The following is an 11,768-nucleotide window of genomic DNA, read 5'->3' on the forward strand; positions in this document are numbered from 1 at the left end:
TTAAACCGCCCCCAGTTTGCCAAAACCGTCCCCACTACGCAATGCCAAAAATGCCCGAGTTTGCTAGTGTTTCAGCGTGCTTGTGCGTGCTCCAGCGTGATCTTATTGACCGAGTGGGATGGTTGTGCACCAGGATCAGGGCGCTGGCCGACAGCTCCAGCGCGCGCCGCACGACCTCGCGCGGATAGACCGGCGCATGATCGACCGTGCCGCGGTTCTGCACCTCGTCCAGGATCAACTGGTTCTTCTTGTCCACATTGAGTGCCATCTGCAAAACACCTATACGGCCACGCCATGCAAGCGATAGTCTATCGACGGTATTCCTCGGACGAACAAGGCGACGGCTCTGCCCAGACCTTGGAAGCGCAGCTTGAACGCTGTCAGGATTTCGCCGCCGCTCAAGGCTGGCACATCACCGAAGTTCTGACGGACCCCGGTCTGTCAGCCTTCAAGGGTGAACACCTTCGGCCGAACGCAGACCTCGGCAAGTTCCTGCGGCGGCTGCGAGAGGGCGAGTTTCCACGCGGCACGGTCCTGATCGCCGACAACCTCTCTCGCCTGTCCCGGCGTCCCGTGGACGAAGCCATGGCGTGGGTGAACGAGGTCAACGGCTACGGCATCGAAATCGCGTTGGCAGACACGCGAGATGTCTTCAAGCCAAACCCGTCTCTCGGGGATTTCCTTCAGACGGCCATCAAGTTCGGGGTCAGCCATCAGGCGTCGGCCGACAAGTCCGACCAGACGCGCCGATCCAAGAACAAACTGTGGAAGCTGGCCGAGGCCCGCCAAGGCAAATGGACCAACCTCGCCGGGCTGTTGCCGCGCTGGCTGGAACGGAACGCCACCTGTGACGGCTGGATCGTGGACAAGGACATGGCCGAGACGATCAACCAAATTTATCGCTGGTCGGCTGACGGCATCGGCGTGAATACCATCGTCAACATGTTGAACGCCCGGCCCGATCTGCCGCCGTTCGGCGACCCAGAGGACTACCGCAGCGGCGTCCCGGCGTGGTCGCGGACGACGGTTAGGCAATACCTCAAGAGTGCAGTTGTCGAAGGCGATTTCCGCCCAAGCACCGGCATGTTCAAAGGTCGGGTCATCCATGATTTCTACCCGCGCATAGTGGACGCCGATACCGTGGCCCGCGCTCGCGCCGATCTGAACGCCCGGCGGAAGGTTGCAGGAAAGGGAGCCGGGACCGGCTACACCAATCTCTTCGCCGGGGTCACGAAGTGCGGCGTTTGCGGTCAGCGCGCCTCGCTGTCCACGTCAGTCCAAAAGGGTAAGCCCTACCCCTACGTTCGCTGTGAAGGCTCGCAGGAAGGCCGCTGCACTAACAAGGGCGGCTATGCCTACCGGGCGTTCGAAACGACCGCCCTCGACACGTTCTTGGACCTCGCGCTGGACGATAGATTCTTTGAAGCGACCGGCGAACTCGGGCGCGCTCGGATCAGGAAAGCGGAAATCGAAAAGACGCTGGCTGACCGCCGGGCCTTCAAGATGAACCTGCTTCGGTCGTTCTCTGGTCAGGACCAAGAGGTCGCCACCGTGATCGCCGAAGCATCCGAGGATATTAGTCGCCTGACCGCCGAACTGACCGAGGTCGAAGCGGCCATAAGCGTCGCTTCGGGCAAGGTGGGAAACGTCGAACACCTTCGCCGCGTGAACGACATCCGCGAAGCGGCGAAATCGCCGGAAAACGCCGTCCGTAATCAGGCGCGGTCCAAACTGCGGCAAGCCCTGTCCACCATCGTCATGTCGGTCGATATAGAGCGCGATGAAGAGGACGAACGGGTGTTCACGGTGATCCTGCGTGGCGGCGTGATGGCCGTCAGGATCGACGTGAAGGGACGGATCAAGAAATCCGTCTCTGACGCCGTTGGCCAACCGCTCTACAGCTACCTGACTGACGACCAACGCGAAGTGCTGGCACCCTTGATTCAACGCATCGAGAAGCTGGCGGCTTAACAAAAAGCCCTCGCAGCGTCCTGCGAGGGCCTTCGGTCATCATCTGGCAGATTAGAACCGGATGGTGATGTCTACTTGCGAGGGCGTCACGCCATGGGCCTCGGCGACGATGGCCTTGGCCCGTTCCATCGGCGACAGAACGACGGGTTCTGGGACGGTCTGCCATTGCAGCTTGCTCTCGTCGATGTTCAGGACCGAGAGGTCATCCCAATACTGAACAGGGTTTTGGCCGGAGAGCGGTAGTTCGGGACCGTCGATCAGCGCGTATTCGCTGAACATGATCTTGTTGCGCGAGGTGCCGTCCGGGTCATGGGCTTCCCCGTCAATGTCGGCGTCCACAACCTCGCTGATTTTGCCGATCAGGAAGGCGTGTTTGTGAGGCTCGGGGCCTTCGGCCTTGTAGGGGCCATGAGCGTGTCGAGCGGCGACGACATACTTCGCGCGACGAAGGCGGCGGCGGTCTGCCCGCCATGCCTGTGAGCCGCCGACCCGGATCAGGTGATCCTTACCCTTATAAGTTAGAACTGAAACGACCTGCACGGGCCACGTCCTCCGCTAAAACGCCGGTCATTCGGCGCACGCAGAGTCATATGTGAACTATTGTGTGTCCGTCAATAGGCGTCAAACACGAAAACAATAGGCTATTGTTTACGCCGCGATCTCGTCCACCATATCCACGAGGTCGTCAGCCGACAGGTGGCCGTATCGGTCGGCCGTGATCTGGATGCTGGCGTGACCGGCGAGCTTCGACACCTTGGCCAGCGGAAACCGCTTCATGGCTTTGGTCAGGGTGGTGTGACGACAAGAATGGTAGCGGACCAGAGAGAAATCGTGACCGCGCTTGGCCATGTCCACGCGAACCGCCTTCCACAGTCCCCAAAGCTGGCTTGCCGTGAACGGGAACAGCGGGCCGTTGCCTGACTGTAGGCGTAAGGACGGGAGCATCCTGACGATCTCGGCCGACAGCGGCACGATCCGGGGCTTCTTCGTCTTGGTGGTGTAGCGTTCGAAGATCACGAAGTGCCGGGCTTTGCCGCCGACATCGCGCTGCTCGACGTGTCCCGGCCAGACCCGCAACGCCTCGCCTCGGCGACAGGCCGTCGCCAGCAGGAACCGCATGAAGGCGTCGAAGCGGGTCCAGTCACGGTGCGGCTCGGCCTCACGCCGGGCGGCGATGACCTCGAACATGTCCGCCAGTTCGGCGTCGGAGATCGTGCGCTCCTGAATGTTGTCGATGTCGAACGTCGGGAACGTCGGCTTGGCGATCAGGACAGGCGAGCCGTCCGGGTTCGTCATCTTCGTCGCGATGGTCAGGGCGTTCGACAGGGTGTCGAGCTTGCGCTTGACGGTGGCGGGCGCCGCCGCCTTTCGACCGTAGGTCTCAAGCTGTGAGGCCAGCGTCTTTAGCCGGGTGTAATGCAGACCGGCGATGTCGTCGTCGCCGATCACGGCGTTCAGTTGCTTGATGTTGGTGCGGAGCGTGGCCTTGGACCGATGCCCGCGCCACTCGTGCACTTCGCAGTATTTCAGGAGGTCGCGGACTTTCACGGCTTCTCCTTCAAGAGCTTGGCGATCTTGATGGCCATGGCCTCCCCCTCCGGCGTCAGGCGCAGGAACTTTTGGCGCCGGTCATCCTCGTTCTCTTCGACGTAGGCCCAGCCCAGAGCGTCAGGCTCTTTCTTCGTCGGCTTGAGGAACAGTTGGTAGGACCGCCCAATGGACTGGCCGAGAAGATCGTCGCCAGACGTATCGCTTCCGGCCTTCTCCCTGATGTCAGCGATGGTGACGTTGTGACCAAGGCTGACCTGTTCGACGATCATCGCAAAGGTCAGCAACTGGCGGACAGTCACCCTGTTCGGGAGTTCGTAGGCGATGGCGTGAAGCGCAGCGGCGAACGTCGAGTAGGTCCAGATGTGAGACTTGATCGAGGCCATGGGTGATTCCTTCGGCGTGATGACACGCAAAGGATGCGTCGGTTTGGCCTTCGCTTCAATGAGCATATCGAGCGTGTCGTCGCACGGCTTAAGGGCGACGGCCTTCATTTGAAGAAACTCGCGACGTTGGTCTTGATGCGCTGGGCGGCTGCACGTTGAGCAATGAGGCGGGCCGCGCCAGCCTCGCGTTGAGCCTGACGACGGGCATCATCGCGATAGTTCTTAAGATGGGTTGCGTAAGCCGCTCTCCGGCGAATGTCTTCCTCGCGCCGTGAAGCGGCTTCCTGACCGCCGCGCATTTCTATCCAAACCCGTTTCAGGCCGTTGCACACGCCGACAACGGCCATCATCGCGTAATACAGGGCGACCCATGGCAGGATCAGATACAGCAGCACGTCCACGTCGCAGCCTCCATCAAATGCGTTGACGCAATGATGGCGCCGATGACTCTTTTCGTCAATCCATCCGGCCGTGACGCAGGAAGTAGGCTTCGGCGAACTCGGCCGCTTCGGTGATCTCGTTGTCGAGCGTGACCAAGAAGTTCTCAAGCTCATGCAACCGGGTCCGTGTCTTGCTGATTTCGGATCGGGTGGTCTGGGCGTTCGCATCGGCGCGACTGAACAGCAGCAGCTTTTGGGCCAGCATCCGGGGCGTTAGTTCGGCATCCGTGTAGATGCGTTTCACTGATTGCCCTCCGGCAGGGTCCAGAGGCGGTAAGGCTCGCCGGTCAGGTCGTCGGTGTAGTCGCCGAGGATGACCGCGTTCGCGATCTCCCCGCCATCGACGGGGGCGCGGAGTTCAGTCTGGTTGATGGTCGTGCGAATGGTGCGGGCGGTCATGCGCGCCCCCGGATCATCGTCCAGAGTTGGCGCAGGATCGTGCCGTCGCGTTCGTCTCGCTCGCGTTGGCGCCTGAACTTGAGACGGGTCCAGCCTCGGCGGACTGAAATCAGATCGGCCGCTTCCTGCGGAGTGACCGGGTTGCCGTGATAGTGAAACATTACTCGTCACCTTTAATATCGCCTTCGCGTGCAGCGTCGGTTAGATTCTGTGGTGACAGAGCTTCTTCGAAGATGTCCGCGAGCATCGCGTCCATGTCGAACGTAGTTGGGTCCATGATGGGCCTCCGAGATAAGTTGTTGTGACAAACTTATTTATCGCGGAGGCCCATTTCGGCGGCTTTAGGCCGCCAATGCTTGCCGCAAGGCGGCCAACCTTTCTTTCCCTGACATCATCGGACGAACCGCGACGGCGGCTTTCGCTCCCGTCTTGCCCGCCTTCTGCACTCGCTGGCTGACGCGCTCGCGCATCTCGTAGCGCGCGAACTTCAAAAGCGGCGTCAGAGCCTCGAACAGGCGCCGGTTAATCAGGACGATGTGCGCGGGCTTCGGTCCAGACCTCGGCGCCCGGAACCCAAGGTTCCGCCCGGCCGTCTGGTTGAACTGGTCGAGGTGATAGAGCCGGATCAACTCATCCCGCCCGCACCATGCGTTCAGAGCCTCAAGGCGTGCGTATTCCTCCGGCGGGAGCAAGGCCATGGTCTGCACGATGTCGCGCCCGATGTAGCCGTTCGATCCCTTGGCGGTGTGGTGCGTCTGGGTCTGCACGAGGTCTGACATCTTGTTGCCGATGCCCCAGAGCGGACGCCCGGTCTCGTTCAGATGCTCGGCCCGCGCCTCCCGCACGAGGGTATGCAGGTTGCGCGAGATCACGTCGCGGCTCGGCCGCACGTCGGTCACGTCAGGCGCAATCTGCGGTGTGTCCAACTCCGTCACCGTCCACGGCTTGCCGATCTTGCGAATGATCGCGGTCGGCACGGCCTCTGTCGTCAGGATCAGAACCTTGGCGGCCGATGTCGTCGGCCACGCCTTGACGTGCACACGCCAGTCACGGCCCGCCGCGTCGCCGTAGATGTCGCGCCAGTCCGTATTGTTGGCCGCGACATAGGCGCCGTATTCGCCGCTGTCCTTGGCCGTCACACGATCCCAACCGTTGGCCGGGACGTCGCGGATCGCGACCGCTTCCTCGAACGTCAGACCCTCCGGCGCCGGGTTCAGTTTGGCGAACAGGGTGTAGCCTTCCAGCAGCCGCGTCAGGGGCGCCCCCTTCGGCCAAAGCTTCTTTCGTCCACCTTCCGGGTGCGGCATGGCCGAAAGGTCTTCCACCCATGCACACGCCTCGGCCGTGTCGATCCTGACGAGATTGTCTTTCGACACCTCGTCGTGGATCAGCACCGCAAGCGCGGTTTCATCCCGCGCTCGCTGACGCTGGGCCTTCGGGTCCAAGGTCTTGTCCCAGAAGGCGGGCGACAACATCAGACGCGACGCGCTGTCCTTGACCCATTCGTGGGCCACGTCATGCACCGTGAACAGGATCGGCACGGCCCCGGCATACGACCAGCGCAAGCCTCGGAACATCGACGCCACGCGCTCCATGACTTCTGGCTGGTGAACGCGCACGGCTTGCAGGATCGAAGGCGATCCAAGCTCCAACGCCCGCGCCAAGGTGATCTCCGCGACGCCAAGGGCCTCGCAAGCCTCCGAATAGTTCCGGCTCCAACTCTTCAGCACCACGGCCTTGAAACGCTTGCCGAAGCGCGGGAACGGGTGCGCCGCGTTGAACTCGTCGGCCTTCTCTTGCGCCAACTTGTAGGTCGAGAAGGCGAACATCATCAGACCGTGTTCGCCCGCGTTCTCGAACCGCTTGAGATAGCTGGGCGTGTTCGCGATCAGGGTGCGCGACTTCGAAATGCCCTCCGGCGCCGACAGGAAATGACAGGGGCGGTCATCCATCACGAGGCTGTCCAGCACCGTCCCCATCGCCGCGATGGCGGCGTCACGGTCGGTCGCAGCCTCGGCGAACCGTTGCTCAAGATCGGTGCGCTGGCGCCCGCCCGGCGCAAGGTGACGCTCGCGGTATTCGTCGCTCCAGATTGCCAGCATATCCCCGAGACACTTCGGCAGACGCGGCGGCTTGGGTCCAAGGAAACTGCCTTGGATCATGATCGAGGCGAACCCCTCGGCCATGTAGGACGACGGGCGTTTGTCGCCCGGCCCGTTGTAGAACTGTGCGCGCAACTCTCCGCGCTCGACGACGAAGCCCGCGAACGACGGATAGTCAGGGTAGAACTCGCGCAGACGATCCGCGCAGTGATCCGCCTCCGGCGTCCCCGGCAGGAAGTCCAGCGGCGCGGCCTTGCCCTTGCGAGCCGTCGCCGGAATGTCGGTGCGGGTAAAGTCCGCCGGGTTGAAAATGCTCCCCTTCGCGCCGCGCCCGGACTGGCTGCGAACATGCTCCCAAAGCACAAGCTGCGGGACCGGCTCGCCTTTGGGAACATCGAAGGCATGGGCCTTGTCGATCAGGCGGGTTCCGAGTGGAAGGCGGCGATACCACTCCGGCTGACGCAAGGTGCGGTCAGGGCTTTCCGACGCTGGGAGGGCGAGAGCGGCGAAGCCTTGGAACTCTTGGGCGAGAGCGTCCCAAGCCTTTTGCAGACCGTAGCGGAGAGAAGGCCGCTCCGGCGCCCGCTGGGCCACGATGTGGGTCGAGAAGGCGAAGTGATAGTGCAGGCTTTTGTTGCCGCTGTAGGTGACGTTCAGGCCGACGAAATCAGCATAGGTCGCGCGAAGGTGGGCGACGAACTGTCCAATGGGACTGTCGAGCGGATTATTAGGGGTGCGGAGCCATCCCAACTGCTGACGGAAAAAGGTCAGGTCAGAGTCGAACTCGACGGTGAAGATGTAGTGCGGCCCGAGAGCCGTGCGGAGCATCGGGTGATTGTAGTTCGGATCATTCACCGTCGCGATGGTCAGGACGTTGGTGAAGAGGGACTGATACTGCCAGTCGGCGTCGGCGAGGTCGCGGACGATGCTGTGATCCCGCCCCTCAAGGTTCTTCGTCGGGCTGACGGACATGTAGGTTCCGAGATCGGGACGATAGGCCGATGGTCGGATGATGGTGTCGAGGAAGGTGCGCTGCGGCTTCGCACTGGCGTCGGTGAACTGGCGAAGTTCACGGGATGAGAGGCGGGGCGCGTAGTAGGTGGCCCAAATGGGCGCGTAAGGATCGTTCATAGGTAAGTCGGCAGTAGGTCGGGGTTATGTGTGGCGGGCTGACGACCTACCAAGTCCGACCGGGTAGCTACTCCCGACGTGCCCGCCACATGACTACTTATACCGCGAGGCCAATTCGGGCGCCATTTCTTTCGACGTGTGAGACGTGATCGGTCGAAATGGGTCGGGTTTGGTCGATATTTTCCCTTATGAAACGGGTCGCCCTATTATAGTTCTTATACGGCGTCCCGTTTCGTAAGGGAAAACTGAACCACATCTCAACACACGTCATCTGGCGCGACGAAGGCGCGGCACTGACCCGTGAAGTCGATACTTCAACACGTCAGACAGAAAGAACCCGCCGGAGCGGTTAACTCGGCGGGTTCCTGTCACTTCTTATCGGGGATGTCCCGCGAACAAGCTGCGAAAGCGGAACAGATGTATTTAGGCCGGAGGCGCGGATCAGTGGCGCGGATCGACGAACCCGGCGGGCAGGGCGACACGTCGCACAACGTCATAGATCGTGGCGTCAGGCTTCCAGCCTTCGCAGACGATCACCGTGAACCGTTCCGACGTGCGACGGTCCAAGAGGGTCAGGGCGATCATCGGAACAAGTCTCCCTGCATACGATCCCGCGACGGTTCGGAAGGCTCAACGCCTTGAGGGACCGTGAAGAGATCGGGCGGACTCTGCGCGACGCCGAACGCGCAACGCTGTGCAGCCGCGCCATCGGATAGACTGACATAGCCCCACGCCAGTCCGTCGTCGGCCTCAAAGGTCCAGCCCTCGCGAGCCGCCAGATTACGCGCCGCCTCGACTTCATCCGCAAGGGCGACGCCGACTCGCTCGCAGATCAGGACGCCATCGCGCCAAGCCCGCCAAGTGAAGCGTTCACCCTCGGCGATCAAGGCTCGCGCCTCGGCCGATAGGGGCGACCATACAGCCGCCCGATTGCCCCGCGCCCTCATGCGAAGAACTCCGCATCATGGTCGCCCCAAACGTGCGCGTAGTCGTCGCGCAGTTCGCGATCCATCGCCGCGATCAACATCTCTGGCGTGACCGGGTGCATGTTGTCGCTGCTATCCATCGTCGGGACGGCGACATCATCGAAATACCCCGCCTCCCAAGCCATCATCGCAGCCCGCTCAAGGGACACGCCATCGGCGCGGACAAGCTTGCGCCGGAACGGCGCCTCGCGATGCCAGCGGTCGAGGTCGCGGGCCTGTAGCTCCCCGCCATCGTCGCAGATGCCCCGGATCGACAGGAACTCGCACAAGCTCGGATCGCGTCGGGGATGGAAAGGCCGGGCGACCGGTTCGGGAGTCAGGTCCGCCACGATGTCGTCAACGGTTCTGGCCTTGCGAGCCGCGACGCGGGAAGGCGCCCGGACGCGCCCTCCCTTGAAAGCGGTAAGCCGCGACAGGAACCCGGCTGCAACGCCAGTCGAGACGGGAGCCGGTGCAGGTGCGACAGGCGGCGTCGGATCATCATCGCCGTCATCATCGTTCAGGGCGACGGCCTCCCGTGCGGCGGCGACCAAAGCGGCTCGCGTCAGGCGGTTAGCAGCTTCCACGTCAGGGGCCGAAACCGGCTCGGTGACGCCTCCCGAGAGGTCGGGCAGACATATGACGCCAGCGGGCGGGAAAGGCCGCTCTACGGCCGTTTCTGGGGCCTTCTCGGCGAGGTCGAAAAGGTAGTCACACGCGGCTTGAGCCTTGCTCGCCGCCGTGAAAATCGCGCGCTTATCGGCTTTTAAAACCTTGAGCCATGACGCCAGATAAGAGGCGTGATCCTCGCGGGTTTCGTTCTCGATACCCAGACGGGCACAGGCGAAGGCGGCGCCCATTTCAGCGACCAATTCCTCAAAGGCGTAAGCCTTATCCCCGAACCGCTTTCCGAAGGTCCGATCAAGCCGGGCCTTGGCTCCGCTCCAATGCGTCAATTCATGCGTGAGGGTCGAGTAATAGCGTTCGGGTTCGGCATAGGCAGCGAAGGGCGGGACTTGGACATAATCGCCCTTGGGCGAATAGAAGGCTTGGCTTCCCCCGTGTCTGATGTCGGCGCCAGTCGCGACGGCCAAAGCGTCCGCCTTGGCTATGCGGGTCTCGGAAGGCTCAACCGTCGCGGGTTCAAAGAACGAGGCGGGCAGTCCGTCGATTTGCTCGATGTTGAAAACGCTGTAGCCCTTGGCAAACATGCCCGACTTGCCCTCGGACTCTTCGTCGGGTTCGGTTTTGAACGTGCCCCAATAGACGACGGGCGAGGCGCGCTCCCCCTTGCGGACGGACCCGCCTAAAGCCTTGGCTTGATTGAACGTCATCCAAGTGTGGTGACGGTATCCCTTCATTTCAGCGGCGCCCCAAAGCAAGGCGACGTTGATCCCGCGATAGGCTTGCCCGTTGGCGCGGGTCGGGATGACCGGAAGGCCGCAAGCCTTGGCGTTATGGCCCGGCGCCCAAGGCTTCACGCCCGCCTCAATCATGGCGACGATAGAGTCGGTGACGGTTTGGTAGATGTCGGTTTTCATGTCGTAAGCCTGTTGTTTGCGTGAAGGCATGTATTAGGGACGAGGATTGGTCGCGATCAGGATCGCCACGCCAGCGGCAGGCAGGATCACGGTGACGATCAGGGCGGCGATCACGAGACGACCTCAAAGAGCCAGCCGTTGATCGCGAGGCGTTCGCCCGTGTCGTCGCAGATGGCCTCGAACGTCGAGTCGAGGTCCGCGCCCGGCTGCACCCAGACAGTCAGGTCATAGGGTCCGCCGGTCAGGTCGATTAGGTTTGTGAAGCCCGGTTGCATCAATGAATCCTTTGCGTGAAAGCACTTAATGACCACGGCTTAGAATCCATTCCCGAAATGGTGTCAAGCACATTTTTTGCGTGAAAGCATCCATTCCCCAAAAAGGCAGAGACTAAACTTCGCACCAGAACGCGCGCGCAATATCGTCCGCACACGTCCTATTGAACGAGGGCAGACGATCCGGCCCCACGCTCGATTGCCGGTTATGGTGGGAATGTTCCTCAACAATCTCAACACGTTAGGCGCATCGTCCGCGCGAACATCACTCCCGACCGCCCGGCGCATCCCTATAGAACCCTCATGGGTGCAGGGTGCTGGCCAAGGGTCGGGGGATGACCCTACCCGGAGGGGGGTAGCTGGCGCGGGCGCACACGTTTTCCCCATTTCGGCCAAGTGACGCATTTTCAATCCGACCCTCTCGTGAATAATGCGAAGGCCGTTGAGGCTCTGTATTATCGCCTCATGCTCACTCAAGAACGATTGAAAGAACTTCTCCACTACTGTCCCGGCCTTGGATTGTTTTGGTGGGAACCGAGGCATTCTGGATCGCGCGGTGATATGGCCTTCAACGGTCGAGACGCGGGACATATTGCGGGAAGCCGAACACAAGACGGATACGCTGCAATCAAGCTCGATGGGTGCCACTATCTGGCGCATCGTTTGGCGTTTCTGTTCATGACAGGATCGTGGCCGAAGGATCAGGTGGATCATCGCAACGGCTGGAAGCTGGACAATGCGTGGTCCAATCTGCGTGAAGCAAGCCATAGCGAAAACATGAGCAACCGTCCCGGTTGGGGGCGACACCCGAAAGGCGTGACGCAGGATCGAAGCGGGCGTTTCCGTGCGGCCATCCGAAAGGACGGTAGTCGCGAATATCTGGGAACTTTCGACACGCCAGAGGAAGCACACGCAACATACGTCGCTCGCGCGCGCGAACTGCACGGTATGTTTGCTCGCCCCTAAACTCCGGCCGATTTGGTTGACGCCTCCCAATTCTATGAGATCATGAA

Annotated in this window: 13 protein-coding genes and 1 pseudogene; 2 read left to right on the forward strand and 12 right to left on the reverse strand. The window is 61.7% G+C overall.

Translation table 11 applies throughout. The annotated features are described in order from the left end of the window. Positions 1–34 precede the first annotated feature (34 nt). Positions 35–262: pseudogene (locus tag Q9R14_RS00420) on the reverse strand (JAB domain-containing protein); the annotation flags it as partial. Positions 263–294: 32 nt separating this feature from the next. Between Q9R14_RS00420 and Q9R14_RS00425 the strand changes: the two are divergent. Then, positions 295–1,971: a recombinase family protein gene (locus Q9R14_RS00425; protein WP_306003071.1), complete on the forward strand. Its 1,677-nt coding sequence runs from the start codon at positions 295–297 to the stop codon at positions 1,969–1,971. A 51-nt stretch (positions 1,972–2,022) separates the two neighbouring features. Here Q9R14_RS00425 and Q9R14_RS00430 read toward each other — a convergent pair whose 3' ends face one another. From Q9R14_RS00430 to Q9R14_RS00480, 11 genes are all read right to left on the reverse strand, one after another. Next, positions 2,023–2,511, reverse strand: coding sequence for a hypothetical protein (locus Q9R14_RS00430; protein ID WP_306003072.1), 489 nt, complete (start codon positions 2,509–2,511; stop codon positions 2,023–2,025). Between the two features lie 108 nt (positions 2,512–2,619). Further along, the gene (locus tag Q9R14_RS00435) at positions 2,620–3,519 is read right to left on the reverse strand and encodes a tyrosine-type recombinase/integrase (RefSeq protein ID WP_306003073.1); all 900 of its coding nucleotides are present in this window, start codon (positions 3,517–3,519) and stop codon (positions 2,620–2,622) included. Next, a complete protein-coding gene (locus Q9R14_RS00440; protein ID WP_306003074.1) occupies positions 3,516–4,013 on the reverse strand; it encodes a hypothetical protein in 498 nt (165 codons plus the stop codon). The genes Q9R14_RS00435 and Q9R14_RS00440 overlap by 4 nt, the downstream gene beginning before the upstream one ends. Next, on the reverse strand, positions 4,010–4,306 hold the full coding sequence (locus Q9R14_RS00445; RefSeq protein WP_306003075.1) for a hypothetical protein: 297 nt from the start codon (positions 4,304–4,306) through the stop codon (positions 4,010–4,012). The genes Q9R14_RS00440 and Q9R14_RS00445 overlap by 4 nt, the downstream gene beginning before the upstream one ends. A gap of 55 nt (positions 4,307–4,361) precedes the next feature. Then, positions 4,362–4,589 (reverse strand): hypothetical protein, encoded by a 228-nt coding sequence (locus Q9R14_RS00450; protein WP_306003076.1) that lies wholly within the window; start codon positions 4,587–4,589, stop codon positions 4,362–4,364. Further along, positions 4,586–4,744, reverse strand: a complete 159-nt coding sequence (locus tag Q9R14_RS00455) for a hypothetical protein (protein ID WP_306003077.1) — start codon at positions 4,742–4,744, stop codon at positions 4,586–4,588. Before Q9R14_RS00455 ends, Q9R14_RS00450 begins: the two co-directional genes overlap by 4 nt. A gap of 341 nt (positions 4,745–5,085) precedes the next feature. Beyond that, a complete protein-coding gene (locus Q9R14_RS00460; protein WP_306003078.1) occupies positions 5,086–7,977 on the reverse strand; it encodes a hypothetical protein in 2,892 nt (963 codons plus the stop codon). A 441-nt stretch (positions 7,978–8,418) separates the two neighbouring features. Then, positions 8,419–8,562 carry a hypothetical protein gene (locus tag Q9R14_RS00465; RefSeq protein WP_306003079.1) on the reverse strand — a complete coding sequence of 48 codons (144 nt, stop codon included), beginning with the start codon at positions 8,560–8,562 and terminating at the stop codon, positions 8,419–8,421. Further along, complete coding sequence (locus Q9R14_RS00470) at positions 8,559–8,864, reverse strand: hypothetical protein (RefSeq protein WP_156146835.1); 306 nt, start codon at positions 8,862–8,864, stop codon at positions 8,559–8,561. Before Q9R14_RS00470 ends, Q9R14_RS00465 begins: the two co-directional genes overlap by 4 nt. Positions 8,865–8,920: 56 nt before the next feature. Further along, on the reverse strand, positions 8,921–10,483 hold the full coding sequence (locus Q9R14_RS00475) for an ArdC family protein (RefSeq protein WP_306003080.1): 1,563 nt from the start codon (positions 10,481–10,483) through the stop codon (positions 8,921–8,923). A 110-nt stretch (positions 10,484–10,593) separates the two neighbouring features. After that, positions 10,594–10,758 carry a hypothetical protein gene (locus tag Q9R14_RS00480; RefSeq protein ID WP_306003081.1) on the reverse strand — a complete coding sequence of 55 codons (165 nt, stop codon included), beginning with the start codon at positions 10,756–10,758 and terminating at the stop codon, positions 10,594–10,596. Between the two features lie 558 nt (positions 10,759–11,316). Here Q9R14_RS00480 and Q9R14_RS00485 point away from each other — a divergent pair. Next, the gene (locus Q9R14_RS00485; RefSeq protein WP_306003082.1) at positions 11,317–11,721 is read left to right on the forward strand and encodes an HNH endonuclease; all 405 of its coding nucleotides are present in this window, start codon (positions 11,317–11,319) and stop codon (positions 11,719–11,721) included. The last annotated feature ends 47 nt before the right edge of the window (positions 11,722–11,768 follow it).

The sequence above is a fragment of the Brevundimonas sp. C43 genome, assembly GCF_030732185.1.
GTDB classification, from domain to species: Bacteria; Pseudomonadota; Alphaproteobacteria; order Caulobacterales; family Caulobacteraceae; genus Brevundimonas; species Brevundimonas diminuta_C.